This window comes from Burkholderia semiarida (genome assembly GCF_029268935.1).
GTDB lineage: Bacteria > Pseudomonadota > Gammaproteobacteria > Burkholderiales > Burkholderiaceae > Burkholderia > Burkholderia semiarida.
Genome location: NZ_JAHLCL010000008.1, coordinates 801,710 through 826,734, shown reverse-complemented (window position 1 = coordinate 826,734; position 25,025 = coordinate 801,710). Strand labels below are relative to the sequence as shown.

25 protein-coding genes and 1 pseudogene are annotated in these 25,025 nt (G+C 68.5%); 9 read left to right on the top strand and 17 right to left on the bottom strand.

Annotation, left to right across the window (positions count from 1 at the left end; all coding sequences use genetic code 11):
• Positions 1 to 90: 90 nt before the first annotated feature.
• Entirely contained in the window at positions 91 to 927 is an 837-nt protein-coding gene (locus KPB06_RS27055) for a c-type cytochrome (RefSeq protein WP_060967646.1), read from the top strand.
• Between the two features lie 36 nt (positions 928 to 963).
• On the opposite strand, the gene KPB06_RS27050 is transcribed toward KPB06_RS27055, so the two are convergent.
• Genes KPB06_RS27050 through KPB06_RS27040 form a run of 3 tightly spaced genes read right to left on the bottom strand, consistent with a single transcriptional unit; the run spans position 964 to position 3,923 of the window.
• Positions 964 to 2,214, bottom strand: a complete 1,251-nt coding sequence (locus tag KPB06_RS27050) for a Zn-dependent hydrolase (RefSeq protein WP_275905895.1) — start codon at positions 2,212 to 2,214, stop codon at positions 964 to 966.
• Positions 2,207 to 2,731, bottom strand: a complete 525-nt coding sequence (locus KPB06_RS27045; protein ID WP_275920558.1) for an L-2-amino-thiazoline-4-carboxylic acid hydrolase — start codon at positions 2,729 to 2,731, stop codon at positions 2,207 to 2,209. Before KPB06_RS27045 ends, KPB06_RS27050 begins: the two co-directional genes overlap by 8 nt.
• A gap of 25 nt (positions 2,732 to 2,756) precedes the next feature.
• Positions 2,757 to 3,923, bottom strand: coding sequence for a branched-chain amino acid ABC transporter substrate-binding protein (locus tag KPB06_RS27040; protein WP_226094274.1), 1,167 nt, complete (start codon positions 3,921 to 3,923; stop codon positions 2,757 to 2,759).
• Between the two features lie 179 nt (positions 3,924 to 4,102).
• Between KPB06_RS27040 and KPB06_RS27035 the strand changes: the two genes are divergently transcribed.
• From KPB06_RS27035 to ahpF, 5 genes are all read left to right on the top strand, one after another.
• Positions 4,103 to 4,999 carry a LysR substrate-binding domain-containing protein gene (locus KPB06_RS27035; protein ID WP_060311128.1) on the top strand — a complete coding sequence of 299 codons (897 nt, stop codon included), beginning with the start codon at positions 4,103 to 4,105 and terminating at the stop codon, positions 4,997 to 4,999.
• A gap of 89 nt (positions 5,000 to 5,088) precedes the next feature.
• Positions 5,089 to 5,307 (top strand): ribbon-helix-helix protein, CopG family, encoded by a 219-nt coding sequence (locus KPB06_RS27030; protein WP_089465536.1) that lies wholly within the window; start codon positions 5,089 to 5,091, stop codon positions 5,305 to 5,307.
• On the top strand, positions 5,301 to 5,666 hold the full coding sequence (locus KPB06_RS27025; protein ID WP_089465535.1) for a type II toxin-antitoxin system VapC family toxin: 366 nt from the start codon (positions 5,301 to 5,303) through the stop codon (positions 5,664 to 5,666). Before KPB06_RS27030 ends, KPB06_RS27025 begins: the two co-directional genes overlap by 7 nt.
• Positions 5,667 to 5,890: 224 nt before the next feature.
• Positions 5,891 to 6,454 carry an alkyl hydroperoxide reductase subunit C gene (ahpC, locus tag KPB06_RS27020; RefSeq protein ID WP_011547973.1) on the top strand — a complete coding sequence of 188 codons (564 nt, stop codon included), beginning with the start codon at positions 5,891 to 5,893 and terminating at the stop codon, positions 6,452 to 6,454.
• A gap of 118 nt (positions 6,455 to 6,572) precedes the next feature.
• Positions 6,573 to 8,174 (top strand): alkyl hydroperoxide reductase subunit F, encoded by a 1,602-nt coding sequence (ahpF, locus tag KPB06_RS27015; protein WP_060311130.1) that lies wholly within the window; start codon positions 6,573 to 6,575, stop codon positions 8,172 to 8,174.
• A gap of 95 nt (positions 8,175 to 8,269) precedes the next feature.
• Here ahpF and KPB06_RS27010 read toward each other — a convergent pair whose 3' ends face one another.
• The 6 genes from KPB06_RS27010 to KPB06_RS26985 form a co-directional block, all read right to left on the bottom strand.
• Positions 8,270 to 9,061: an extensin gene (locus KPB06_RS27010; RefSeq protein ID WP_275905896.1), complete on the bottom strand. Its 792-nt coding sequence runs from the start codon at positions 9,059 to 9,061 to the stop codon at positions 8,270 to 8,272.
• Positions 9,062 to 9,220: 159 nt separating this feature from the next.
• Positions 9,221 to 10,120 carry a lipid A hydroxylase LpxO gene (gene lpxO / locus KPB06_RS27005; protein WP_060311132.1) on the bottom strand — a complete coding sequence of 300 codons (900 nt, stop codon included), beginning with the start codon at positions 10,118 to 10,120 and terminating at the stop codon, positions 9,221 to 9,223.
• Positions 10,121 to 10,327: 207 nt separating this feature from the next.
• Positions 10,328 to 10,882, bottom strand: a complete 555-nt coding sequence (locus tag KPB06_RS27000; RefSeq protein ID WP_275905897.1) for a carboxymuconolactone decarboxylase family protein — start codon at positions 10,880 to 10,882, stop codon at positions 10,328 to 10,330.
• Positions 10,883 to 10,907: 25 nt separating this feature from the next.
• Entirely contained in the window at positions 10,908 to 12,242 is a 1,335-nt protein-coding gene (locus KPB06_RS26995; RefSeq protein WP_275905898.1) for an aspartate aminotransferase family protein, read from the bottom strand.
• A gap of 15 nt (positions 12,243 to 12,257) precedes the next feature.
• Positions 12,258 to 12,635: a hypothetical protein gene (locus tag KPB06_RS26990; RefSeq protein WP_275905899.1), complete on the bottom strand. Its 378-nt coding sequence runs from the start codon at positions 12,633 to 12,635 to the stop codon at positions 12,258 to 12,260.
• Between the two features lie 186 nt (positions 12,636 to 12,821).
• On the bottom strand, positions 12,822 to 16,361 hold the full coding sequence (locus KPB06_RS26985) for an ABC transporter ATP-binding protein/permease (protein WP_275905900.1): 3,540 nt from the start codon (positions 16,359 to 16,361) through the stop codon (positions 12,822 to 12,824).
• Positions 16,362 to 16,480: 119 nt separating this feature from the next.
• Here KPB06_RS26985 and KPB06_RS26980 point away from each other — a divergent pair, with 119 nt between their 5' ends.
• The gene (locus tag KPB06_RS26980) at positions 16,481 to 17,428 is read left to right on the top strand and encodes a LysR family transcriptional regulator (RefSeq protein ID WP_059582443.1); all 948 of its coding nucleotides are present in this window, start codon (positions 16,481 to 16,483) and stop codon (positions 17,426 to 17,428) included.
• Positions 17,429 to 17,474: 46 nt separating this feature from the next.
• On the opposite strand, the gene KPB06_RS26975 is transcribed toward KPB06_RS26980, so the two are convergent.
• The gene (locus KPB06_RS26975) at positions 17,475 to 17,846 is read right to left on the bottom strand and encodes an MAPEG family protein (RefSeq protein WP_059582445.1); all 372 of its coding nucleotides are present in this window, start codon (positions 17,844 to 17,846) and stop codon (positions 17,475 to 17,477) included.
• Positions 17,847 to 18,147: 301 nt separating this feature from the next.
• On the opposite strand from KPB06_RS26975, the gene alr reads away from it, so the two are divergent.
• Positions 18,148 to 19,269 (top strand): alanine racemase, encoded by a 1,122-nt coding sequence (gene alr, locus KPB06_RS26970; RefSeq protein WP_059582448.1) that lies wholly within the window; start codon positions 18,148 to 18,150, stop codon positions 19,267 to 19,269.
• 196 nt (positions 19,270 to 19,465) lie between these two features.
• Here alr and KPB06_RS26965 read toward each other — a convergent pair whose 3' ends face one another.
• Complete coding sequence (locus KPB06_RS26965; protein ID WP_059582451.1) at positions 19,466 to 20,260, bottom strand: enoyl-CoA hydratase; 795 nt, start codon at positions 20,258 to 20,260, stop codon at positions 19,466 to 19,468.
• Between the two features lie 205 nt (positions 20,261 to 20,465).
• Here KPB06_RS26965 and KPB06_RS34520 point away from each other — a divergent pair.
• A pseudogene (locus tag KPB06_RS34520) lies at positions 20,466 to 20,646 on the top strand (LysR family transcriptional regulator); the annotation flags it as partial.
• A 21-nt stretch (positions 20,647 to 20,667) separates the two neighbouring features.
• Here the strand turns inward: KPB06_RS34520 and KPB06_RS26960 are convergent.
• The 6 genes from KPB06_RS26960 to KPB06_RS26935 form a co-directional block, all read right to left on the bottom strand.
• The gene (locus tag KPB06_RS26960) at positions 20,668 to 21,621 is read right to left on the bottom strand and encodes a hypothetical protein (RefSeq protein ID WP_059582453.1); all 954 of its coding nucleotides are present in this window, start codon (positions 21,619 to 21,621) and stop codon (positions 20,668 to 20,670) included.
• 23 nt (positions 21,622 to 21,644) lie between these two features.
• Positions 21,645 to 22,115 carry a DUF3592 domain-containing protein gene (locus KPB06_RS26955; RefSeq protein WP_059582456.1) on the bottom strand — a complete coding sequence of 157 codons (471 nt, stop codon included), beginning with the start codon at positions 22,113 to 22,115 and terminating at the stop codon, positions 21,645 to 21,647.
• A 198-nt stretch (positions 22,116 to 22,313) separates the two neighbouring features.
• Positions 22,314 to 22,679, bottom strand: a complete 366-nt coding sequence (locus KPB06_RS26950; protein ID WP_059583076.1) for a response regulator — start codon at positions 22,677 to 22,679, stop codon at positions 22,314 to 22,316.
• A gap of 36 nt (positions 22,680 to 22,715) precedes the next feature.
• Positions 22,716 to 23,675: a chemotaxis protein CheX gene (locus KPB06_RS26945; RefSeq protein ID WP_275920557.1), complete on the bottom strand. Its 960-nt coding sequence runs from the start codon at positions 23,673 to 23,675 to the stop codon at positions 22,716 to 22,718.
• Between the two features lie 22 nt (positions 23,676 to 23,697).
• Positions 23,698 to 24,279 (bottom strand): hypothetical protein, encoded by a 582-nt coding sequence (locus KPB06_RS26940; protein WP_059582463.1) that lies wholly within the window; start codon positions 24,277 to 24,279, stop codon positions 23,698 to 23,700.
• A complete protein-coding gene (locus KPB06_RS26935) occupies positions 24,276 to 25,004 on the bottom strand; it encodes a methyl-accepting chemotaxis protein (RefSeq protein ID WP_059583079.1) in 729 nt (242 codons plus the stop codon). The genes KPB06_RS26940 and KPB06_RS26935 overlap by 4 nt, the downstream gene beginning before the upstream one ends.
• Between the last annotated feature and the right edge of the window lie 21 nt (positions 25,005 to 25,025).

Genomic DNA, 25,025 nt, shown 5'->3' with positions numbered 1-25,025 from the left:
CGCCCGTACCGGATAGACTGTCGCCCGATTCCTTCCATCGACCGCGGCGGCTCGCCTGCCGCCGCCGGAACGCCCCTTCCCGGAGAACGAATGCTGAAGCGCCAGTGGTTTTCGCTCGTGCTGCTGACGGTCTGCCTGCTCGGGCAACGCGCGTCGGCCCAGTCCACGCTCGAACTCGACACCGACGGCACGGCCCGCGCCCTCACCCGCCAGACGCTGCTCGCGCGTCCGGACGCGACCGACATCCACGTGCCGCGCGACATCGCATACGGTCGGCCGATGACGTTCCGCGCGGTGCCGTTCGCCGCGCTGCTCGGCGACACGCCGCTGCCGGCCGACGGCGTGCTCGAAACGCGCGCGGCCGACGGTTTCGCCGCGCAATTGCCGCTCGATCTCGTGCGCCGCCGCGCGCCGGCCGGCGCGGTCCCGTGGCTCGCGATCGAGGATCCGGCCCATCCGTGGCCGAAGCTGCCCGGCAAGCAGGTCGGCGCGGGGCCGTTCTATCTCGTGTGGCTCGGGCCGGACGCGTCGTCGGTGCGCGGCGAGCAGTGGCCGTACCAGATCGTGCGCATCACGATCGAATCGTCGCCGCTCGCGCGCTGGCCGTCGCTCGCGGTCGATGCCGCGTTGCCCGCGAACGATCCGGCCCGCGCGGGCCAGCGGCTGTTCGTCACGCAATGTCTCGCGTGTCATCGCATCGACGGCGCGGGCAGCAGCCACGCCGGCCCCGACCTGAACACGCCGATGAACCCGGTCGACTATTTCCAGCCCGCCGCGCTGCGCCGCTACATCCGCAACCCGGCGTCGGTACGCGACTGGCCGGGCCGCAGCATGCCGGCGTTTCCGCCCGAACAGTTGAGCGACCGCGAACTCGACCAGATCGTCGCGTATCTCGCGTATATGGCGCGGCGCAAGGCGGGGAAGTAACGCGAGCGCTCCGCCGCCCGGCCGCACGCGTCGCGCTTACGCTTCCTGCGCACTCTGCAACACCGCGCGCAACAGCACGTCGGCGCCCGCCGTCGCCCATTCCGGCGTAATCGCTTCCGCCTCGTTGTGGCTCAGCCCGTCCACACACGGCACGAAGATCATCCCGGTCGGCGCGACACGCGCGACATAGCACGCGTCGTGTCCCGCACCGGACACGATGTCCATGTGCGACAACCCGAGCGCGCGGGCCGCGTCGCGCACCGTGTCGATACAGCGTGGCGCGAACGGCACCGGCGCATACGTGAAAATCTGCTCGATCCGCGCGCCGAGGCCGGTTTCGTCGGCCACGCGCGCGAGCTCCGCGCGCAGCGCCGCGTCCAGTTCGTCGAGGACCGCATCGTCGGGATGCCGGAATTCCACCGTGAAAAAACAGCCGCCCGGCACCGTATTGCGCGAATTCGGCCGCGCCTCGATCATCCCGACCGTTGCGCGCGCATCCGGTGCGTAACGGCGGCCGAGCTCGTCGACGAACGAGATCATCCGCGCGGCGCCCACCAGCGCGTCGCGACGAAACTCCATTGGCGTCGTACCGGCGTGCGCATCGACCCCGGTCAGCGTCACCTCGTACCAGCGCTGCCCCTGCCCGGCCGTCACGACGCCGATCGTCTTGCCGGCCCGTTCGAGAATCGCGCCCTGCTCGATATGCAGTTCGTACGCGGCGTGCACCGGATAGCCGCCGACCGGCTCCGTGCCCGCGTAGCCGATCCGTTCGAGCTCCTCGCCGATCGTCCGGCCCGCGCCGTCGGTGCGCGACAGCCCGTATTCGAGCGTATAGACGCCCGAGAACACGCCGGCCGCCACCATCGCCGGCGCGAAGCGCGAGCCTTCCTCGTTGGTCCAGATCACGACGTCGACCGGGCGTTCGGTCTCGATGCCCGCGTCGTTCAGCGCGCGCACGACCTCGAGCCCGCCGAGCACGCCGTAGATGCCGTCGTAGCGGCCGCCGGTCGGCTGCGAATCGGCGTGCGAGCCCGTCATCACGGGCGCGGCGCCCGGATTGCGGCCCGCGCGGCGCGCGAACACGTTGCCCATCCGATCGACGCGCACCGTGCAGCCGGCGTCGCGCGCCCACTGCACGAACAGGTCGCGCGACTCGCGGTCGAGATCGGTCAGCGCGAGACGGCAGACGCCGCCCTTCGGCGTCGCGCCGATCTGCGCCATCCGTTCGAGCGACGCCCACAGACGGTCGCCGTCGACGCGCGGCATGGTCACGATAGCGTCATGCATCGCCGTGCTCCGGCGCGCGTTGCAGCGCATAGCGGAAATCGCAGCGCTTGCCGCCCTGCATGATCGTGCTCGTGCGCGTGAGCGTGATGCCCGGCGCGTAACCCTGGATGAAATAGCTGTCGCGCGCGCAGCTCAGCAGGTGCCCGATCTCGCCAAGCCCCATCGCGTGATACATCTCGGCGTAGCTGCAGCGATGCACGTCGTAGTCGTAGTGCGCGTCGTCCGCGCGCCGCACCTCGACGTCGAGCGCATCGTCCTTCTCCCACAGCACCTGCAGCGCGATGAACGACTTCACGCTCGGGCCGTCCGGCTCCTGCGCGGCGAACGTACGGCCCGCATCGACGGCCGCGCCGCGCACGGCTTCGGCGATCACGGCCTGCGCGCGCTCGGCGCCGAACTCGCGCTTCATGATCTCGTAGATCGGCTTGATGATTTCCGCTTCGATGCGGCGCCGCGCGAGAATCCCGAGGCGTGTGTCCTCGGGTGCGGCGGCGGATGTCGGGTTCGCTTCGGTCATGGGGATCGTCCTGGTCGTTTTATCGTTACTTGACGGCGGTACGCGAGCCGCCGAGCACGTCGACGACGGCCCACTTGCCGCCGCGCACCTGGTAGATCGTGAAGGCCGGGTCCTTCAGGTTGCCTTCGGCGTCGAATGCGATGCGCCCCGTCACGCCGGGCCGGTCGATCGCGCGAACGGCTGCGACGAGCTTCGCCGGCTGGGTCGTGCCGGCCTTCTGCGCGGCCGCGATCAGCGTGGCGGCCGCGTCGTACGCGAACGGCGCATGCAGTTCGATCGGCGCGTGATAGCGCGCCTGGTATTGCGCATCGAACGTCTTGCCGCCCGGCATCCGGTCGAGCGGCAGGCCCGGCTCGAGCGCCGTCACGCCGTCGCCGTCCTTGCCGGCGAGCGACAGGAAGGTCTGGCTCACGAAGCCGCCCGCGCCGAGCAGCGGCGCGTTCACGCCGAGCTGGCGCATCCGGCGCGCGATCGGCGCGGCCTGCGCGTCGAGGCCGCCGAAGAACACGAGATCCGCGCGCTTGCCCTTGATCGCGGTCAGCACGCCGCTGAAATCGGTGGTCTTGTCGTTCACGTACTGGCGATCGACGATCGTGCCGCCGTTCGCCTGCACGCCCTGGATGAACTGGTCGGCCAGCCCCGCGCCGAATGACGTGCGATCGTCGATCACCGCGATGCGCTTCGCCTTCAGCGTCTTCACCGCGTATGCACCGGTGAAGTGGCCACCCGCATCGTCGTGACCCATGATGCGCAACGCCGTCGCGTAGCCCTGCTGCGTGTATTGATGGCCGGTGGACGCCGGGGCGATCTGCGGGATGCCCGCATCGCGGTACACGCGCGACGCCGGCACGCTGCAGCCCGTGTTCCAGTGACCGACGACGCCGATCACGTGCTGGTCGACGAGTTGCTGCGCGACCGCGACGGCCGTGCGCGGATCGGACTGGTCGTCGGCCGCGACGAGCTTGTAGACGACCGGCCTGCCGCCGATGGTTGGATGCTTGGCGTTCGCGTCGTCGATCGCGAGTTGCGCGCCGTTCTGCAGATCCTTGCCGATCCGCGCGGACGGGCCGGTGAGCGGCGCGGCGAGGCCGATCAGGACCGTCTGCGGAGCGGACTGCGCGAACGCGGGAACGGCGGCGACGAGGGCGGCCGCGGAGAAGGCGATACTGGCGGAGAGGAAAGCGATTTTCATGTGCGAGGGATCGGTGAATCGAATCATAAACATGAAAAATATTAAATATTCAACCACCAAACCCCAAATACCCAATTGTTGGATGCTTATACCGTTCTCGACAAATTACCATATGTCTCTGTAAATACACGATATTTTTGTGTTGTCGCTTACCCTGATTTTTCGATAAAATTCGATACATGAAAAATATCGAACAATTGCCGCACGATCCGCCGCTGCGCGCGGTGCGTGCGTTCGAAGCGTTCGCGCGTCTGGGCTCCGTCACCGCGGCGGCGGGCGAACTCGACATCACGCCGTCGGCGGTCAGCCATCAGCTGCAACTGCTCGAAGCGTTCATCCAGACGCCGCTGACGGTGCGCGAAGGCCGGCTGCTCGCGCTCACCGACGAGGGGCGCGACTACTACCGGTCGATCAGCGCGGCGTTCTCGGTGCTGCGCAGCGCGACGCGCTTCGTGCGCGACCGTTCGTCGCTGCGCCAGATCACCGTCAGCCTGATTCCGCTGCTCGGCATCGGCTGGTTCATTCCCCGGCTGCATGCGTTCTTGGCCGACAACACCGATGTCGACGTCACGGTGCTGTACGCGCATCACCGCAACTACCGAAGCGATGCATCGGACCTGTCGATCCGCTTCGGCACCGGCGACTGGCCCGGCTACCGCTGCGAGCGGCTGCTGCCGGGCGCGATGGTGCCGATGTGCAGCCCGTCGTTCCTGAAGCGTCACGGGCCGTTCCGCACGCCGGCCGATCTCGCGCGTGCGCCGCTCGTGCACGACGAGGATCGCAGCACGTGGGTCAACTGGCTGCAGGGCGCCGGCGTGCGGCACATGTCGCACGCGGTGGGGCCGATGTTCGAGGACGGCCAGCTCACGCTGAGCGCGGCCCGCGCGGACCTCGGCGCCGCGCTGCTGCGCGCGCCGCTGGTCCAGCGCGAACTGGCGAACGGCGAACTCGTGCAACTGTTCGACCATGCGCTCGACGACGGGCGCGACTACTACCTGTGCACGCGCGAGGACGCGGACATGCCGGACGGGGCGCGGCGGCTGGCGGAATGGTTGAGGAAGATGGCGGGGATTTGAGCGGGGCTCCTTGCAGCGTCGTCCTGCCGGGGCCTTGCATACTTTTAAGCCCGCATATATGATATGCATATCATATATCGGAGGTTATCATGGGTCGGATTCTGGTCGATCTGTCGGATGGCCAACTAGACGCATTGGCCGTCATCGTCGAGACTCAACACCGTCCCCGCGCCGCCATCATTCGTGACGCGATCGACGCCTACATTGCCCTGAACAAGCCCCGGCTTGCCGACGACGTCTTCGGTCTCTGGAAAGATCGCACGATCGATGGGCTCGCCTATCAAGAGGAATTGCGCTCGGAATGGTAAAAGCCCTTTTCGACACCAACATCCTGATCGATTATCTGGGCGGCGTGGAATCCGCCCGTGCGGAGTTAGGCCGCTACGACTATCGCGCAATCAGCATGATCACGTGGATGGAAGTCCTCGCCGGGGCGTCCGCAAGGGACGAGGCACCCATCCGTGCATGGCTCTCGTCGTTCGACGTCATCGCACTCGACAGCACGGTTGCAAATCGCGCGGTGACGATTCGCAAGGACCGCCGGATACGCCTGCCCGACGCGATCGTGTGGGCATCGGCGCAAGTGAACGGTCTGCTGCTCGTATCGCGCAACACGAAGGACTTTCCCGCCTCCGAACCCGGCGTTCGCGTGCCGTATCAGATCTAAGCCGGCGTACGCCCAGCGCATACGCCTTCCCAGCACGTCCCCCGACCCGCCTCATGCCGAGCGGGCGCCCGCATCAACGCCCTCCGCTCCCCCCACCCAATCAAGGGCCGGAAGCAGATAGAAAATCCCGATGCCCCGGATTGAAACAAGCAATTTCACAAACACAGGGTGAACCCGGATACTGGCAACACTCCACTCACCACTAACGAAAAGGAATTACCCAGATGCCGATCATCAACACCCAAATCAAGCCGTTCAAGGCAACCGCTTACCACAACGGCGAATTCGTGCCCGTCTCGGAAGAGAACTTCAAGGGCAAGTGGTCCGTCGTCGTGTTCTACCCGGCCGACTTCACGTTCGTCTGCCCGACCGAGCTGGGCGACCTCGCCGACCGTTACGCGGAATTCCAGAAGCTGGGTGTCGAAATCTACGGCGTGTCGACCGACACGCACTTCACGCACAAGGCATGGCACGACACGTCGGACACGATCGCCAAGATCAAGTACCCGCTGGTCGGCGACCCGACGCTCACGCTGTCGCGCAACTTCGACGTGCTGATCGAGGAAGAAGGGATGGCGCTGCGCGGCACGTTCGTGATCAACCCGGAAGGCGAGATCAAGCTGTGCGAAATCCACGACAACGGCATCGGCCGCGACGCTGGCGAACTGCTGCGCAAGGTGCAAGCCGCGCAATACATCGCGGCGCACCCGGGTGAAGTGTGCCCGGCCAAGTGGACGCCGGGTGCGGAAACGCTGACCCCGTCGCTCGACCTGATCGGCAAGATCTGACGATCGCTCCGCGCGCCTCGCCCGAGGCGCGCGACGGCGGGCATTGCATCGCGCGGCCCGCCCTCTCCTCTGGCACGACGTGCCCGACCAGCATAATCAATACGGGATCCGAAACGCCATGCTCGACGCCAATCTCAAGAATCAACTGAAAGCGTACCTCGAAAAGATCACGCGCCCGATCGAACTCGTCGCCTCGCTCGACGACAGCGCGAAATCGCAGGAACTGCTGGCGCTGCTGAACGAGATTGCGTCGCTGACGGATCGCGTGACCGTGACCGAACGCCGCGACGACGCCGAGCGCAAGCCGTCGTTCTCGATCGGCGAACCCGGCAAGCCGGCCGGCATCCGCTTCGCCGGCATCCCGATGGGCCATGAATTCACGTCGCTCGTGCTCGCCTTGCTGCAAACGGGCGGCCATCCGATCAAGCTCGACGACGACGTGATCGAACAGATTCGCGCGCTCGACGGCGACTACGCATTCGAAACGTATTTCTCGCTGTCGTGCCAGAACTGCCCGGAAGTCGTGCAGGCGCTGAACGTGATGTCGCTGATCAACCCGCGCATCCGCCACGTCGCGATCGACGGCGCGCTGTTCCAGGATGAAGTCGAGTCGCGCCAGATCATGGCCGTGCCGACGATGTTCCTGAACGGCGCCTCGTTCGGCCAGGGCCGCAGCAGCGTGAAGGAAATCCTCGCGAAGCTCGATACGGGCGCCGGCGAACGCGCGGCGAAGTCGCTCGAGAACAAGCCGGTGTTCGACACGCTGATCGTCGGCGGCGGCCCCGCGGGCGCCGCCGCGGCGATCTACTCGGCACGCAAGGGCATCGCGACGGGTGTGGTCGCCGAGCGTTTCGGCGGCCAGGTGCTGGACACGATGGCGATCGAGAACTTCGTGTCGGTGCAGGAAACCGAAGGGCCGAAGTTTGCGACCGCGCTCGAACAGCACGTGAAGCAGTACGACGTCGACATCATGGACGTGCAGCGCGCCGACGCGCTGATTCCGGGCGACGTGCATCAGATCCGTCTCGCGAACGGCGCGGTGCTGAAGGCGAAGACGATCATCCTCGCGACCGGCGCACGCTGGCGCGAAATCAACGTGCCGGGCGAGCGCGAATACCGCAACCGCGGGGTCGCGTACTGCCCGCACTGCGACGGCCCGCTGTTCAAGGGCAAGCGTGTCGCGGTGGTTGGCGGCGGCAACTCGGGCGTCGAGGCGGCGATCGACCTCGCCGGCATCGTGAAGGAAGTCACGCTGATCGAATTCGGCGCGCAGCTGCGCGCGGACGAAGTGCTGCAGCGCAAGCTGCGCAGCCTGCCGAACGTGACGATCGTCACGCAGGCGCAGACGACCGAGCTGACCGGCGACGGCAGCAAGCTGAACGGCCTCGTCTACAAGGATCTGCGCTCGGGCGACACGCAGCGCATCGATCTCGAAGGCGTGTTCGTGCAGATCGGCCTCGTGCCGAACACCGAATGGCTGAAAGGCACCGTCGAGCTGTCGAAGCACGGCGAGATCGTCGTCGATGCGCGCGGCGCGACGTCGGTGCCGGGCGTGTTCGCGGCCGGCGACGTGACGACGGTGCCGTTCAAGCAGATCGTGATCGCGGTCGGCGAAGGCGCGAAGGCGTCGCTCGGCGCGTTCGACCACCTGATCCGGCAGGATGTGGCGGCGCCCGTCGCAACCGCGCAGCCGAAGGCCGAAGAAGCGGTCGCCGCCTGACGCACGTCGGCCCGACGACATCAAGGTTTGTCTCTCTTGGCCCCGCATGCCTTGGTCGGCGTGCGGGGCCCTTTTTATGCCGAAAACGCGCGCGGTTACTTGGTTGCGGCCGAGCCGCCGTCCGCCGGCGCAGGCGCCGTCGCCTTGAAACTGCTCGACTGCCTGACCAGTTGCTCGGTCATCGCGGCGGCCACCGGATTCGCGCCGGAGCACGAACCGCCCTGCCGGTACGAACCGGTGCTCGCCGACATCGACTGCATCGATGACGTCGACGGCGGCGGCAGCGACGGATCGAGCTTCGCCGATTCCCTGACGAGCGCGGCCGTCTCCGGCGTTTCGGATTTCGTCGCGGCCGGCCGCGCGGCGGCCGCATGGCGTTCGAGGCCGTCGCGCTTGCGCGGCGCGCGCTGCGTGACCTGCGCGGGTGCGGCCGACTGCGCCGACTGAGCGGGCTTGGCGGCCGGTGCGGGAGCCGGCGTGGGGGTCGAATCCTGCGCATCGACCGTCACGACGTTGACTTTCGGCGGCGGTGCGGCCGGCTTCGTCACCGGTTGCGGCCTGTCGCTGACGACCGGAATCGCCGGAACCGGCGCGGGCGCGGCGCCGACGCGCGCGGTTGCAGCCGGCGCGGGTGTGGGTTCGGGAGGCGACGGGGCAGCAGCCGCCTGCTTCGGCGCCGTCGCGGCAGCCGGTGCGGGCGGCGCGATCGCGCCCTGCGCCGCGTGATCGTTGCCCGCGGGCGCCGACGCAACGGGTGCGGCTGCGTCGCCGATGCCGGCGTCTTCGATCGCACGGTGGTCCGCGCGCAGCAGCATCACGTACGCGGTGCCGGCCGCGGCGACCAGGAGCCCGCCGGCGATCATCATGGTCTTACGGGTACTCGTCATGCTTGCTCACCGATCATATCCACGTGAACAAGCCATCATACGCGGCCAGCGTCCGTTGATCCCGGACGAATACATTTGGTTGCATTGATCGCGGCCGAGGCCGTCGGCGCCCTGCCGTACGCCCTATCGTCAGACGGAAGAAACGCCCGCCGTCGCCCGTCAGATGCAGAAAATCGCGACCGCGATCCCGCCGAACAGCAGCCACTTGACGATGTAGTACACGGTGCGATTCCACGCCTTCAAGCGCTTGCCGGCACGGCGAATCGCATACAGGTACCTGAACGCGCGATTGAGCCCGCCCGTGCGATCGCCGGTTTCGTTCGGCGATGCGGCCGCGCGCATCAGCAGTTGCCCGAACGCATCGTTGATGCGCTGCGCCCAACGGTATTTCATCGGGCGATCGATGTCGCAGAACAGGATCACGCGATCGTGCGCGGTGCGGTTTTCGGCCCAGTGCAGGTACGTCTCGTCGAACATCACGGCCTCGCCGTCGCGCCATGCGTACGATTCGCCGTCGACGACGATCCGGCACGCGTCGTCGTTCGGCGTAGCGAGCCCGAGGTGGTAGCGCAGCGAGCCCGCATACGGATCGCGATGCAGCCCGAGCTTCCCGCCCGGCGGCAACTGCGCGAACATCGCCGCCTTGATCGACGGAATCCGCGACAGGATTTCGACCGAACGCGGACACAATGCCTGCGCGGACGGATGCGGCGCGTCGTACCACTTCAGGTAGAAACGCTTCCAGCCGTGGCGAAAGAACGAATTGAAACCGATGTCGTTGTACTCGCCCGACGCCTTGATCCGGCTCGCGTCGCGCAACGCGAGCGCTTCGCTGCGAAACGTGCGCCATTCGCGCTGCAGCACCGCGAGCTCCGGAAAGTGCCGCGTATCGAGAAACGGCGTGGTCGGCACCGACGAGAACGCGTACGAAAAGCAGTTCAGCGGTGCGGTAAAGGTCGAGTGGTCGGATAGTTGCCTGAACAACCGGTGCCGAACCTTGCCGCGCCGATGCGTGTACACGACACACGCAATGAACACGATCAACAGGACCCAGCGCATCGATATTTCCCCCGTAAGCTATTTGCCGAAATTCTAGGGAGGGGAAAAATTTCCTGCTCTGACGGGTAGGTCGTGCTGTGTACGTCTTACAACACGCCGAAGTCGCGAAACGATTCGTGCCGAAACGCCGAAAAGCCCGCGCGTACGTGCTTTTCGGGCCATCCGGACGCGCGTGCGGCGTGCCGCTGCCGCTCGCGCCGGCAGCGATTATTCCGGAAACGGCAAATCAGTTTGTCCGTCCGCGCGCATATCGAACGTGTTGAGCGTCATCGCGACGAGCGCGTAATAGCCGAGCAGCGCGACGAGGTTCACCACGGTCTCGTGGCCGAAGCGGGCTTGCGCACGCGCGAACGTCGCATCGCTCACACGGCGCGTGTCGTACAGCTCGGTGGCGAATGCGTGGATCAGCGCGTCGTCGTCCGATTCGAATGCGGGCGCGACGCCGAGCCGGATCGCGTCGGCCGTCGCGGCCGGCACGCCGGCCTCGAGCGCGATCGGATGATGGATGTGCCACTCGGCCTGCGAGCGCCAGCGCGCGGTCGTCACGAGAATCGCGAGCTCCGACAGCCGCAGCGGCAACCCCGTGCGGTAGCGGCAGAACGCGCCGAGCTTCTGCGCGTGCTGGGCCAGCTCGGGGCTCGCGATCCAGCCGAGGAACGGCCCGTTCAGGTTGCCGCGCGGGCCGCTGAGGATATCGGCGAGCACGGCCTTCTGTTCGTCGGTGGCCGACGCGGGATCGAAAGGAGGCAGTCTGTCTGTCATGATGAGAATGCAGTGGGGTCGGGGTTCACGCGGCGGCCGATGCGAGCGCCGCGCCGATCGCGCCGGACAGCCGCTCGACGATCGTATCGATCTGCTGCGCGGTGCAGACGAACGGCGGCGCGATGAGGATGTGATCGCCATGCACGCCGTCGATCGTGCCGCCCATCGGATACACCATCAAGCCGCGCTGCATCGCCTCCCGCTTGACTGCCGCGTGCAGCTTCAACGCAGGATCGAACGCCGCCTTGGTGTCGCGATCGCGCACGAGCTCGACGCCGACGAACAGCCCGCGGCCGCGCACGTCGCCGACATGCGGATGCGCACCGTAATGCGCGCGCAACGACGCACGCAACTGCTCGCCGCGCGCCTTCACGTTGTCGAGCAGTTTCTCCTCGGCGATCACGCGTTGCACTTCGAGCGCGGCCGCGCAGGCGGTCGCATGGCCGATGTACGTGTGACCGTGCTGGAAGAAGCCCGAGCCGTCGACGATCGTCCGGTAAATACGATCGCTCACCAGCGTCGCACCGATCGGCTGGTAACCCGCACCGAGCCCTTTCGCGATCGTCAGCAGATCGGGCGCGACCCCGTCTTCGTCGCATGCATACAGGTAACCCGTGCGCCCCATCCCCGACATGATCTCGTCGAGGATCAGCAGCACGCCGTACTTGTCGCACACCGCGCGAATCTTTTTCAGGTAGGTACGCACCGGCGGCACCGCGCCGGCCGTCGCGCCGACCACTGTTTCCGCGATGAACGCCGCGACGTTTTCCGCGCCGAGCTCGACGATCTTCCGTTCGAGCTCGTCCGCGAGGCGCTGCGCGTACGCTTCCTCCGTTTCACCGGCCTGCTGATCGCGGTACGCATAGCACGGGCTCACGTGGTGCGCGTCGATCAGCAGCGGCAGGAACGGTTCACGCCGCCATGCATTGCCGCCGATCGCGAGTGCGCCGAGCGTGTTGCCGTGATAACTCTGGCGCCGGGCGATGAAATGACGGCGCCGCGGCTCGCCCTTCTCGACGAAGTACTGGCGCGCCAGCTTCAGCGCGGCCTCGATCGCCTCCGAGCCGCCCGACACGAAATACACGTGGTCGAGCCCGGCCGGCGCGCCGTCGACGAGCCGGTCGGCCAGTTCCTCGGCCACTTCCGTCGTGAAGAACGACGTATGCGCGTAAGGCAATTGCTGCGCCTGCCGCTTGATCGCGTCGATCACGCGCGGGTTGCTGTGGCCGAGACACGATACGGCCGCGCCGCCGCACGCATCGATATAGCGCTTGCCGGTCGAATCGAGGATCTCGATGCCGTCCCCGGCGACGGCGACGGGCAAGGTGGCGCGCGGAGCGCGATGGAAAACGGTCGTCATGCGTAACCTCAAGGATCAGGACGCGCCGGGCGCGTGCGCGGACGGCACGATGCGCGTCGCGAAGCGCTGCGTGCGGTGTTGATGGACGGTGAAGGCGATCGCGGTGTCATGAATCTCGAACACCGCGGTCGCGAGCGGGTTCTCGTCGTCGCGATCGGTCGGACCGTCGCGGTAGGTCGGCAGCCCTTCCGGTGCACGATCGCCGAGCACGCGCAGCAGCGCGGCTTCGTCGATCGCGTCGGCGACGAACGGATGGCCGCGCCAGCCGCGCACGGCCTGCCATGCACGGCTCTGCCGCAAGTACGCGTCGAATACCGGCCGGGCAAGCTCGCCGAGGCGCACGCCGATGTCGAACGGCGTGCCGGCGATGACGGGCGAAAGGGAAAGCGGCATGTCGTGCAAAAGAGTCCACTCCGGTGACAGGTAGCGTGCGCCGGGTTGGCGCGCCCCGTCAAACGATGCCGGGACGCACGTCGTCACGATCGCGCAACACGCGATGACGAATTAGACAATCACACAACATATGTTGTCAATACCTGGGTACGGACAACACCGGATGCAGCCGCGCTCGCTGCCCCGTCACGCCGCGACCCCGCTCGCCTGATGCGACACGAGCCGCGCATACGCGCCCTGCCGCGCCATCAGCTCCGCATGGCGGCCAGCCTCGATCACGGCGCCCTGCTCCATCACGAGGATCAGGTCGGCATGGCGCACAGTGGACAGCCGGTGCGCGATGATGATCGACGTGCGCTGCGTCATCAGGTCCTCCAGCGCCGCGCGGATCTGCTGCTCGCTGATCGTGTCCAGGTGCGACGTCGCCTCGTCGAGGATCAGCACCGGCGCATCCTTCAGGAACGCCCGCGCGATCGCCACACGCTGGCGCTGGCCGCCCGACAACTGCACGCCGCGCTCGCCGACGCGCGTCGCGAGCCCGTCCGGCAACCGCGCGACGAAATCGCCGAGCGCCGCGTGGTCGATCGCGCGCCGCACGTCCGCGTCGGATGCATCGTGCGCGGCGAGCCGGATGTTCGCGTCCAGCGTGTCGTTGAACAGATAGGTATCCTGCGCGACGAGCGCGATGTGCTGCCGCAGATCGTCGAGCCGCAGGTCGCGCAGGTCGACGCCGCCGAGCGTGACGCGGCCCTGCTGCGGATCCCAGAAGCGCAGCAGCAGGCTCGCGACGGTCGACTTGCCCGCACCCGATGCACCGACCAGCGCGACCGTGCTGCCGGGCGGCACCTCGAAGCTCACGCGGTCGATCGCGGGCACGCCGCGGCCCGGATACGTGAACGACACCGCGTCGAACCGTACCGCCGGATTCCCGGGCATCGCGTGCGCGCCGTCCGTCACCGTCACGGGCTCCTTCTCCAGCGCGCGCAAGCGGCGCGTCGACGCGATCGTGTCGGCAAGCTGGCGCGCGACCTGACCGATTTCGGCCACCGGCATGAACGCGGCCACCGCGACGAGCACCAGCAGCGGCAACGACTCGTGCGGGAACCAGCCGCGTGCGCACAACCACGCGCCGAGCGCGGCGACCACCAGCCCGCCGAGCCCGCTCGCCACTTCGAGCGCGGCGCTTTGCGTCGACAGATCGTCGAGCAGCTTCGCGCGTTGCCGACGATACGCATCGGCCTCGGCCACGAATGCCGCGCGCCGGCGTGCGATCGCCTGGAACGCGGTCAGTTCCGCGAGCCCCTGGATCGTTTCGGTCAGGTGCGCGCCAAGCCGGCCGAGCGCTTCGCGCGCGCCGGTGCCGAGCCGGTCGACGTCGCGGCGGGCGAGCACGGGCGCGAGCCCGGCCCACAGCAGGAACGGCAGCAGCACGAGCGCGAGCGGCCATGCGACCGACGCGAGCAGCACCAGCACGCCGGCCGGCACGAGCACCGCGACGAACGCGGGCGCGAGCGTATGCGCGTAGAAATATTCGACGGTCTCGACGTCCTGCGTCGCCAGCGACACGAGATCGCCGGAACGGCGACGCAGCAGCCCGGCCGGCGCGAGCCGCTCGAGCGTCGCGAACAATGCGATGCGCATTTCCGCGAGCAGCCGGTACGCCATGTCGTGCGCGAGCCACGATTCGAGCCAGTGCAGCACGGCCGCGACCGGCGCGATCACGAGCAGCGCGGCAACCAGCCCGGTGCCGACATGACCGGTCGGCACCGCGCCGACCACCCGCGCGCCGAGCACGCCGACGCCGATGAATGCGAGCACGCGGCCGATCCCGAACAGCACGGTGAGCACCACCTTGCCCTTCCATGGACGCACGAAGCGCAGCAGCGTCCGCAACGTTTCCGGCCAGCCGATCGTCGCCGCGTCGTCGTTCAGCGGCCGCACCTGCGGGCCCGACGACCCGCGCGCGGTCGCGCCGGCCGGGGTCGCCGCGCCGACGGATTCGGCGACCGCTTCCAGTTGCGGCCCCATCAGGCGGCGATACGGGCCGTCGCGTGCGATCAGCGCCGCGTGCGTGCCTTCGTCGACGACCTGCCCCTGGTCGAGCACCAGGATGCGATCGGCGCCGATCACGCTGGACAGCCGGTGCGCGAGCACCAGCGTCGTGCGCCCGCGCGTGAGCCGGTCCAGCGCCTGCTGGATCAGCGCCTCGTTTTCCGCATCGACGGACGACAGCGCCTCATCGAGCAACAGGATCGGCGCATCGCGCAGCAGCGCGCGGGCAATCGCGATGCGCTGGCGCTGACCGCCCGACAACATGAGCCCGCGCTCGCCGATGCGCGTCGCGTAGCCATCGGGCAGCGCCGAGATGAAATCGTGCGCGTTGGCGGCGCGCGCGGCGGCGATCATCTCCGCGTCGCTCGCGTCGGGGCGGCCGAGCCGCAGGTTGTCGGCGACGCTGCCATCGAACAGCGTCGCATCCTGCGCGACGACCGCGATCATCTCGCGCACCTGATCGGCATCGAGCGTGCGCACGTCGTGGCCGCCGATCCGGACCGCGCCGCCCTGCGCATCGTGCTGGCGCAGCAGCAGGCGCACGATGGTCGACTTGCCGGCTCCGCTCGGCCCGACGATCGCGACCGTCTCGCCCGCGCGTACCGAGAAGCTCAGCGCCGCATGGGCCTCCGCGCGGCGCCCCGGATACGCGAAACTGACGTCGTCGAACGCGATCTCCGGCCGCAGGCCCGCTACGCGCGGCGCATCGACGCGAGGCGCGGCGCCGCCCGCGTCGAGCAGCGCGTGGATCGCATTCGCCGCCGACTGACCGATCATCCCCTGATGCAGCACCGCGCGCAGGTCGCGCAACGGGCGGAAGATCTCGCTGCCGGCCATCAGCACGATCAGCAGCGCTTCGAGGCTCATGTCGCCGTGCCGCACGCGCCATGCGCCCACCGCGATCGCCGCGGCCGCGCCGAGGCCGGTGCCGAGATCCGTGAAGAACCGTGTCAGCAGGCCGAGCGCGAGCACCCAGAACGTGCTGTCCGACAACGCGCGCGCCTTCGCGGCCAGCTTCGCGCCGAACGCGGTGCTCTGCCCGAACGCCTTCAGCGTCGGCAGGCCCTGCACCGCGTCGAGAAATTCCTCGCCGAACGCCTTGAACGCGGCCGAACGGGCGAGCGCCGCGCGTTTGTCGGCGCGATGCACGAGCTGCGGCAACGCGAGCGTGACGAGCGCCGCGAAGAGCAGGATCGCGGCCGTCGGCACGTCCCACCATGCGAGCACCGCGAAGATCATGAGCGGCGCGCACGCGGCGATCACGAGCTGCGGCAGGTAGACGCCGAAGAAGGTCTGCAACTGCTCGACGCCGTCGACGACGGCGAGCATCACGCCGCCCGTGCGTTCGCCGCTGAACCAGGCGGGGCCGAGCGCGGCGATCCGGTCGAACAGCCGCGCGCGCAGCGTCGCCTGCACGCGGCCCGCCGTATGCTGCGCGAGCACCGTGCGGCGATGATCGAGCCATGCGCGCAGCAGCACGCAGGCCGCCGTTGCAACGACGGCTTCGCCGATGCCGCGCGCCGGCGCGCCGGAAAACACCAGCGCCAGCACGCGGCCGAGAAACACGAAGCGGAGGATGCCGACACCCATCGCGAGCAGCCCGAGCGCGACGGCCGCCGCCACCCGCCAGCGCAGTCCCGCCATCATCGCCCATAGTCGTCGGTCGAAATACATGAAGCCCTCCGGTCGGTGTTTGGTTGCGTTCTGGTTGACCGGATCGAGGCTACCCGCGCCGCCCGCGCGCGGCAAAAGATGATTTTTCAACGGGTGTTGAGTCAACTACAATACCCCGCATGTCGCACCTTCCTCCCCTCAGCGCACTGCGTGCTTTCGAGGCGGCCGTCCGCCTCGGCGGGTTCGCGCGCGCGGCGGTCGAGCTGAACGTGTCGACCAGCGCGGTCAGCCACCAGATCCGTTCGCTCGAGGAATCGCTCGGCGCGCGGCTGCTCGAACGCAGCACGGGGCTCGGCGGCATCGGTCTCACGCCGGCCGGTGCACGCCTGCTGCCGGCCGTCAGCGATGCGCTGTCGCGTCTCACCGACGCGTGCAGCGAGATTCGCGGTGCCGCGCAACGGCTCACCGTGTCCGCCAACGCACCGTTTTCGTCGATGTGGCTCGCGCGCCGGCTGGCGGAATTCTCGTCGCTTCATCCCGACACCCCGCTGCACGCGGTCGTGCTCGACGACGAGCCGGATTTCGCGCGCAGCAGCGTCGATCTGGCGATCGTGCACGTACCGGCGCACCGGCTGCGGGCCGACGACGACGTGCTAATGCGGGAAACCGTGTTTCCGGTCTGCAGCCCCGAGCTGTTTCCGTACGCGTCGGGGCACGTATGCCGCTCGCGGCTGCTGCAGGAAATGCACGAGGACAGCCCCGAGATCGACTGGCGCAACTGGGCCGTGCAGTTCGGCTTGCCGGACGACTTCGAGACGAAGATCGTCCGTTACAGCAGTTTCAGCCAGGTGATCGGCGCGGCCGTCGGCGGCGCGGGCATCGCGCTCGGCCGCGTGCCGCTGATCGAGCCCGAGCTGCGCAGCGGGCGTCTGGTGCCGCTGGTGCCGGGCCTCGCGCGCGACGCGTCGTGGCGCTTCGTGCTGCGCCGCCACCCGGCGACGCGGCACCGGCTGCTCGATCCGTTGATCGCATTCCTGCGCAGCGAAGCGGACGCGCCGCCGTTCGTCTCGAAGATCGTTGCGCCCGCATCCAACGACAGTCACGCACGGGGCGCGGGCGGGGCCTGACGGGCCGCATGCAACGCCGGCAGCGCGTTTGCGTATGACCGGCCGCTTACGGCGTCGCGAAGAACAGCGCGACGACGCACGCCATCCCGCCGAACCACACGAGCGAACGCAGCGACGCCCAGTTCAACAGGTACATCAGCGCATACACGATGCGGATCGCGACGAACGCGATCGCGAGCTGGTCGACGCGATGGACGTTCGCGCCGTTGTGCCACGCCACGACCAGCGCGACCGCGAACAGCGCGAGCGCTTCCCATGAATTCTGATGCGCGGCCTGCGCGCGGGCGCGCCAGCCTTCGAGCTTCGCGAGGTAATCGCGCGGCGTACGGTTGTCGTAACCCTTGCGGGCCTTGGCGAGAAACGTCATCGGGAACGGCAACAGCGCCACGATGAACAGGCACAGCTGGGACGTCGTCATCCAAGTCTCCTCCGTTATGATTACATTGGTCAATGACAAGATCGCCGAGAGCTTAGCATTGCACCGTGCCGTTCGCGCACCGGTTTTCTAGACGGGAGACTCGGCCGCCCAGGCCGAAGTGGGCAGTGCGCGGCGAGCCCCAGCACCCGAATTTCCACCAAATCATCGACAAATACGTTAATTAAAACTGGTCTAACACCAATAAGATAGCGCTCAACACTGGCTGGGCGCGCGATCGCGCCGGCCTGCCGTTTCACTCCGCGCCCCGTGCGCCGAACGACATCCGACCCGAGCCCTTGCCATGCCCCGTCCCATCGTCGCCCATATCCGCCCCGACGCCGTCCGCCACAACCTCGACTTCATCCGCCGCACCGCCGCGCAATCGCGCGTGTGGGCCGTGATCAAGGCCAACGCGTATGGCCACGGCATCGAGCGGATCTACCCGGGCCTCGCGGCCGCCGACGGCATCGCGCTGCTCGATCTGGACGAAGCCGTGCGCGTGCGCGAGCTCGGCTGGGACAAGCCCGTGCTGCTGCTCGAAGGGATCTTCGAGCCCGCCGACGTCGAGCTGGCCGATCACCATCGGCTGACGGTCGCCGTGCACTGCGACGAACAGCTCGACCTGCTGATCGCCGCGAAGCCGCGGCAGCCGATCGACATCCAGCTCAAGATGAATTCCGGCATGAACCGGCTCGGCTATCGGCCGGCCGCGTTCCGCGCCGCGTGGGAACGCGCGGCGAGCGCGCCGTCGATCGGCAAGATCACGCTGATGATGCATTTCGCGAACGCCGACGAAGGCGAAGTCGACTGGCAGCTCGACCAGTTCGACGCGACCACGGCCGGGATTCCGGGCGAGCGCTCGGTGTCGAATTCGGCGGCCGTGCTGTGGCACCCGCGCGCGCACCGCGACTGGGTGCGCCCCGGCACGATTCTGTACGGCGCTTCGCCGACGGGCGCCTCGCGGCATATCGCCGACACGCCGCTGACGGCCGCGATGACGCTGACGAGCCGGATCATCGGCGTGCAGACGCTGGCGCCGGAGGAAACCGTCGGCTACGGCCGCCGCTTCACGGCCGATCGGGCGATGCGGATCGGCGTCGTCGCGTGCGGCTACGCGGACGGCTATCCGCGCCATGCCCCGACCGGCACGCCGATCGCGGTGGACGGCGTGATGACGCGCGTCGTCGGCCGCGCATCGATGGACATGCTGACCGTCGACCTGACGCCGTGCCCGAACGCGGGCATCGGCTCGAGCGTCGAGCTGTGGGGCGACCAGGTGAAGGTGGATGACGTCGCGCAAGCCAGCGGCACGATCGGCTACGAGCTGATGTGCGCGCTCGCGCGCCGCGTGCCGGTCGTGATCGTGCCGCCCGGGGCGACGAGCGTGCAGCCGGCGCTACGGACCGGCAGCTACGGACGCTGACGGGCCGGCGGTGCTGCGGTGCTGCGATGCGTGACAGCGTCGCCGCACGTGCCGTGCCGCGTGCTGGCCGGCCGCCTCACGCGGCCCGTCAGCTCTGCGGCGAACCGCCCACGCGCACCGGCGACGACACGGTACGTCGTTGCGCGTTGCGCAACGCCGGGCGCCGACGCGCGCTCTGTCCGCTTCCGTCAACGCATCACGAACGCCACGTCGGCTTGCGCTTCTCGAGAAACGCGTCGATGCCCTCGCCCGCATCCTCTTCCATCATGTTGCGCGCCATCACGTCGCCCGCGTACGCATACGCTTCGTCGAGCGGCAGCTCGCGCTGACGATAGAACATCTGCTTGCCATATCGCACCGCGGCCGGGCTCTTCGCGACGATCTCCGCGACCTTGCGCGCGACGGCCGCATCGAGCGCGTCCTCGGGCACGGCTTCGTTGACGAGCCCCCACGCGGCGGCCGTCGCCGCATCGACGAAGCGGCCGGTCACCAGCATGTCGAACGCGCGCTTGGCCGCGACGTTGCGGCTCAACGCGACGGCCGGCGTCGAGCAGAACAGCCCGACGTTGATGCCCGACACCGCGAAGCGCGCGGTATCGGCCGCGATCGCGAGATCGCACGCGGCGACGAGCTGGCAGCCGGCCGCCGTCGCGATGCCGTGCACGCGCGCGATCACCGGCACCGGCAATGCGCGCATCGCGAGCATCACGCGGCTGCACTGCGCGAACAGCGTGCGGTAGTAGTCGAGTTCGGGCTTGCCGCGCATCTGCCGCAAGTCGTGGCCCGCGCAGAATGCGTTGCCTTCGGCGGCCAGCACGACGCAGCGCACGTGCGGATCGGCGGCAAGCGTATCGAACGCATCGTGCAGGGCCGAAAGCATCGCTTCGGACAACGCGTTGAACTGCTGCGGGCGATTCAGGCGCAGCGTGACGACGCCGTCGCGCGCGTCGCGCAGCAGGACCGGCCCGGCTGTCTCGTGAATGGGTTCCATGGTGTTCCGCTCGACGGGGTTCGGCAGGGTTGAGGGGCGATGCGAACGAGCGGCCATCGCGCCCGCCCGCTCGCGGCATATCGGGGAAATGGTCCTCCACATTCGGCACGACGTCCAGCCGCGCCGCCGCATGCGCATGCACGCCGGCCCGTCGGCCACCGCGCGACGTGCGATGCCGCTCGCCCGTCAACGGCGCCGTTGCGCGCCGTGCTTCCGCGCCGACGCCGAGCCTGAACTGGTGCGCCTGATGGAGCGGCGATGCAATCATTTCACCGTGTGGCTCGTCGCCCATGCCGATCTCTACAAGACCGCATGTACGGGCGGTGATCGAAGCCGTCGCCGACGAATTCGCGACGGCGGCGGCGGGCCCGGTCGTGGGCCGATAGCGGACCGCCAGGGCCGGTGCGTCAGCGCGGCTGATACGCGCCGTCCGCCGCGGACCAGCGAAACGTCCGGCGCCATTTGCCGCCGCGCTCGCGCAACTGCAGGTCGCGGAAGCCATCCGTCGACGTCGACAGCACGCTCAGCGTATTGCTGCCTTCGGTGATGTCGTGATCGCGCGTGCCGTTGCGATGCCAATCGCCTGCGATATCCCGGTAGAACATCATCGGCTGCGCGAACACGACGCGCAGCGTCTTGCCGTCGATCCGGAACAGGTACAACGCCTCGAACGACGCACCGCCGCCGGAATAACCGATCGACCAGCCCGCCCGCACCCCGAACGCGGCATCGCCCGCCCGCAGCGCATACGGCGCGAGATCGAACCGCGACCACCGCTCGGGACGTAGCACGCGATCACCCGACGGCTTCGCCTCCTCGAGGTAGTCGGGACTGTCGAGATTCGTGTTGCTCCAGTCGGTGGCCTGGTCGAGCGGCTGTTCGGTTCGCGCGACGAGGCGCGGCACGCCGTCCGGGCCGCGCTCGAACACGCCCAGCCAGACCAGTTCCTTCTGGTCATCGGCCTCGGCGTGGCGCTCGAAGCCCTCGCAATCGGTGGGTGCACGGAATCGCAGCGCCTCGCGCGCCGACTCGTCGGTCGGCGCCACGCAAACGATCGCGACGAACGCGCCGGGACGCTGCGGCCACGGTTTCGCGCCGGCCAGCACGACACGCGCAAGCGGCTGGCCCGGCGCAAGCTGCGCCACCAGCCCCTCCTTCGTGAAGCCGGGCGGCAAGTGAACGCCGAAACCGTCCGCTTCCGGCGCGCCGCTCATGTCGCGCGCATACGCGGCGCGGGCGTCAGGCGAATCGAATTTCCCGGGCACCTGATCGAGCGAATGCGCGGTGCCCGCCGCGTGCGCGGCGCAGCCCGCGAACGCGGCGCCGATCGCGACGAGCCACGGCATCAAGCGGATTGTCATGCCGGAATGTCCTGTGAAGTGTTTCAGTGCGCGGCGGGCGGGCGCACCCGGTTGCGCCCGCTGCGCCACGCGCGCACGCCCGACCACAACTGACCGACGCCGACGGCGAAAAAGACCGCGCCCATCGCGCCGATTGTCAGCACGCCGCCCCAGATCGCGCCGAACGTATTGAGCCGCGCCGTCATCCTCGGCGCGTCCGGCGCATAGCGCACCTCGACCGTCGCGTCGTCCTGCACGCTGACCTCGCCGCCCTGCGCATATTCGACCTGCTCGCCCGCGAGCGTCGTGAACGCGATCTCCGGATGATGCTGGCCTGCGTTCAGCTTGACAACGCGCCCGGGTACGACGACCGACGCGCGCAGGAATTCACGCGTCGACTGCGCATGCAACGTGACGCCGATCAGCACGCACGTGCCCACGACGGTAAAAACGACGCCCTTCGCGATCAGCGTCTCCGTGTGCCGCACAGCGGGTCGCACGTATTCGGATGCCATCGGTTTCGTTCCGTTCCTGATGTTCGTCAATGCCGGGCGTGGGGGGGGGGGGGGGGGGGGGGGGCGGCGCCCCCCCGCCGCCGCCCCCGCGCCCCCCCCCCCCCCCCCCCCCCCCGCCGCCCTCGGCATCCGGCAGGATACGGACATCCCGGCGCGCTGTAAATTGCGCGCGCAACCGTTCGACGGCCCGCTGGCGCGTCAGCCCGCGAGCTTCTTCAGCGCGTCGAGCACCGCATCGCCCTTGAACGGCTTCACGATCCAGCCCTTCACGCCGGCGGCCTTGCCGCGCGCCTTCATCGCCGGGCTGCTTTCGGTCGTCAGCATCACGACGTTGACCGCCGTGTTCGCCAGTTCGCCGCGAATCTTCTCGACCATCGTCAGGCCGTCCATGTTCGGCATGTTCACGTCGCTGATCACGAGGCGCACGCCGGGCGTCGCCTTGAGCTTCGCGAGCCCGTCCTTGCCATCGACGGCCGTCGCGACGTCGAGCCCGTGATCGCGCAGGAAGCCGGCCACTTCGTCGCGCACCGTGCCCGAATCGTCCACCACCAGAATCTTTGCCATGTCGTATTCCCCTTTCGTCGTTGCCGACTTCAACATTCAAAACAGTTCGAGTTCGCCCGCTTCGACCATCGGCCCGACGTCCTGCACCGATTCGCGGAAATCCTCCGGCGACCAGCTCAGGCTGAACACGAAGCGCTGGTCGAGACGGACCGAGCGCCCCGAAGCCGGATCGGTCATCCGGTACTTGAAACAGAGCTGCGGACAGTCGCCGCCGAACGAGATGAACTTCTGCTTGTGATTGACGACGAGCGGCACCTGCACCGGATGGCGCGCCAGCGCCTCGGCGTTGCCGAGATAGCGGTTCTTGAACGCGCCCCACACGAGGTTGGTCAGTTCGCCGAGCACGCTGTTCACGTCGCGGAAATCCGGCGCGCGGCCGCTGTCGCGCGTGCCGCCGAGCATGTCGAGCAGCGGCTGCTCGCTCGTCTGCAGCAGCATGTAGCCGCGGCACCACGCGCTTTCGAGCGTGATCAGGCTGAACACTTCGCCGAAGATGATCTGGTCGCGCACGATGCACGGCGTGTCGTGCTCGATCGTCATGCCCGGGAACAGGCCGTCGATGCGCGCCTCGGTGATCTCCGAGATGCCGCGCACCAGCGCGTTCGGGTAGTCGCGGCCGAACAGGTATTCGTCGATCGCGCGCGCGAGCGGCGTCATGTCGTCGGCGACGTAGGCCGCGCACGCCACACGCGCGAGCGCATCGGGCAGTCCGTCGCGCGACGCGAGCGATTCGCGGCGCAGGATGATCGGCAACTCGGGCCGCAGCGCGTCGATCTGCGTCGCGATGATCGCACTCTCGGCCGGCGAGCCGCCGTAATCCTCGGCCAGCAGGATCGCGCCGAGATCGATGTTCGAGCGCAGCACCTTCAAGAGCCGGCTGCGCCGCACGGTCAGGCCGACCAGATTGTGCTCGTCGCAGAAACGCTTGATCGCGTCGGCATGCACGCGGCTGTCGTCGAGCACGAGTACCTTGCTGACGGGTTGGTCTTCGGTCATCGGATGGATTCCTGATGGTCGGTCAGAACAGTTCGAGCTCGCCGCCGCTCTCCGCTGTGGCGGTTTCCGGCACATGGAAATCGACCGGCGCGTTCGCGCACACGCACAGCGTCGCGCCGACCCGCACGTCGCCGTCGAGCGTCAGGTCGTACGCGGCCACGTAATCGGGCGAGAGCGCGTGCATGGCGTCGATGCTCACGCCGCTCAGCAGGCAAGGCGTCGACATCCCGAGATCGGGGAACGGTGCGGTCAGCGCCTGGTTGATCGCGCCGCAACACAGGTTCGCGACTTCCATGAACGCGTCGGTCAGCGGCCGCTGGCTGCTCGCGCCCGCCGTCGCGCCGGCGAAATGGCGGCGCGTCGCGTCGTCGTCGCTGAAGCGCAGCGCAAGCAGCAGGCGGAAATGCAGCGCCGAGATCGTCAGCACGACCACATGTTCGGCTACCGTCGGCTTCGAGCGCGGCTTCGCGTGCATGCGATCGGGCGCGTCGTGTGCGTGCCCGGCGGCCGGCCGGATGTCGCACGCGCCGCCGGCCGCGAGCCGCGTGCGCGCGGCATCGAAAAAGATCCGCTCGAAACCGGCCCTCGCCTGCGCGCTGATCACGGGGCCGCTCCTTCGATCCGCGCGTGCAGTTGCCCGGCCAGCGTCTCGACCGTCGCGAGCGCGGCCGTGATCATCTTGCCGCCGGCCTGAATGTCCTGGAACGTCGCGGCCGTCACGAGATCGTTGCGGTTCAGGCTGTCGCGATAGCTGTTCGACAGTTCCTGCGAACGCGCGGCCAGCCCGCGCACCTCGCTCGCGACGATCGAGAAGCCGCGCCCGGCCGTGCCGGCACGCGCCGCCTCGATCGACGCGTTCAGCGACACGATCGACACGTGCGCGACGATCGCCGACAGCTCCAGGTTCTTCGCGCGCATGTCCTGGTTCTGCGTGGTCAGCGAGATCATCTGCTCGTGCCAGCGCTCGAACGTCCCGGCGAGCCCGCGCAGGCGCGCGGCTTCGTCGGCGATCTTCATCGCATGCTGCGCGAGCGCCGCGCGGTCGGCCGACAGCGCCTGCAACGCGTCGCGCTGCGCGGCGCTCTCGGACACCTCGCGCGCCAGCGCCTCTTCCAGTTGCGCCTCGCGTTGCGCCCATGCGTCGGCCGCTTGCGCATGCGCCGACGCCGTCTCTTCCGCCCGGGCCTCGGCCGCGTGGAGCGCACCGCGCAACGCATGCGCGTCGCGCTCCATCGACGCGACGAGCCGTTGGCGCATCACACGACACACGATCGCCGCCGCCACCGCGACGACCACGCCGCCCGCGAGCGCGGCGGCCATCTGAATCATCCACGCCTGCACGATCACGCC

Bases quoted from the DNA above. Each gene is read 5' to 3' on its own strand.
- KPB06_RS26980 (WP_059582443.1), top strand. From the start codon at position 16,481: ATGTCGCACCTTCCTCCCCTCAGCGCACTGCGTGCTTTCGAGGCGGCC.
- KPB06_RS26955 (WP_059582456.1), bottom strand. From the start codon at position 22,115: ATGGCATCCGAATACGTGCGACCCGCTGTGCGGCACACGGAGACGCTG.
- KPB06_RS26965 (WP_059582451.1), bottom strand. From the start codon at position 20,260: ATGGAACCCATTCACGAGACAGCCGGGCCGGTCCTGCTGCGCGACGCG.
- ahpF (WP_060311130.1), top strand. From the start codon at position 6,573: ATGCTCGACGCCAATCTCAAGAATCAACTGAAAGCGTACCTCGAAAAG.
- alr (WP_059582448.1), top strand. From the start codon at position 18,148: ATGCCCCGTCCCATCGTCGCCCATATCCGCCCCGACGCCGTCCGCCAC.
- KPB06_RS26990 (WP_275905899.1), bottom strand. From the start codon at position 12,635: ATGCCGCTTTCCCTTTCGCCCGTCATCGCCGGCACGCCGTTCGACATC.
- KPB06_RS27045 (WP_275920558.1), bottom strand. From the start codon at position 2,731: ATGACCGAAGCGAACCCGACATCCGCCGCCGCACCCGAGGACACACGC.
- KPB06_RS26935 (WP_059583079.1), bottom strand. From the start codon at position 25,004: ATGATTCAGATGGCCGCCGCGCTCGCGGGCGGCGTGGTCGTCGCGGTG.
- KPB06_RS27025 (WP_089465535.1), top strand. From the start codon at position 5,301: ATGGTAAAAGCCCTTTTCGACACCAACATCCTGATCGATTATCTGGGC.
- ahpC (WP_011547973.1), top strand. From the start codon at position 5,891: ATGCCGATCATCAACACCCAAATCAAGCCGTTCAAGGCAACCGCTTAC.
- KPB06_RS26960 (WP_059582453.1), bottom strand. From the start codon at position 21,621: ATGACAATCCGCTTGATGCCGTGGCTCGTCGCGATCGGCGCCGCGTTC.
- KPB06_RS27030 (WP_089465536.1), top strand. From the start codon at position 5,089: ATGGGTCGGATTCTGGTCGATCTGTCGGATGGCCAACTAGACGCATTG.
- KPB06_RS27035 (WP_060311128.1), top strand. From the start codon at position 4,103: ATGAAAAATATCGAACAATTGCCGCACGATCCGCCGCTGCGCGCGGTG.
- KPB06_RS27040 (WP_226094274.1), bottom strand. From the start codon at position 3,923: ATGAAAATCGCTTTCCTCTCCGCCAGTATCGCCTTCTCCGCGGCCGCC.
- KPB06_RS26975 (WP_059582445.1), bottom strand. From the start codon at position 17,846: ATGACGACGTCCCAGCTGTGCCTGTTCATCGTGGCGCTGTTGCCGTTC.
- KPB06_RS27055 (WP_060967646.1), top strand. From the start codon at position 91: ATGCTGAAGCGCCAGTGGTTTTCGCTCGTGCTGCTGACGGTCTGCCTG.
- KPB06_RS26995 (WP_275905898.1), bottom strand. From the start codon at position 12,242: ATGACGACCGTTTTCCATCGCGCTCCGCGCGCCACCTTGCCCGTCGCC.
- KPB06_RS27010 (WP_275905896.1), bottom strand. From the start codon at position 9,061: ATGACGAGTACCCGTAAGACCATGATGATCGCCGGCGGGCTCCTGGTC.
- KPB06_RS26945 (WP_275920557.1), bottom strand. From the start codon at position 23,675: ATGACCGAAGACCAACCCGTCAGCAAGGTACTCGTGCTCGACGACAGC.
- KPB06_RS27000 (WP_275905897.1), bottom strand. From the start codon at position 10,882: ATGACAGACAGACTGCCTCCTTTCGATCCCGCGTCGGCCACCGACGAA.
- lpxO (WP_060311132.1), bottom strand. From the start codon at position 10,120: ATGCGCTGGGTCCTGTTGATCGTGTTCATTGCGTGTGTCGTGTACACG.
- KPB06_RS26950 (WP_059583076.1), bottom strand. From the start codon at position 22,679: ATGGCAAAGATTCTGGTGGTGGACGATTCGGGCACGGTGCGCGACGAA.
- KPB06_RS27050 (WP_275905895.1), bottom strand. From the start codon at position 2,214: ATGCATGACGCTATCGTGACCATGCCGCGCGTCGACGGCGACCGTCTG.
- KPB06_RS26985 (WP_275905900.1), bottom strand. From the start codon at position 16,361: ATGTATTTCGACCGACGACTATGGGCGATGATGGCGGGACTGCGCTGG.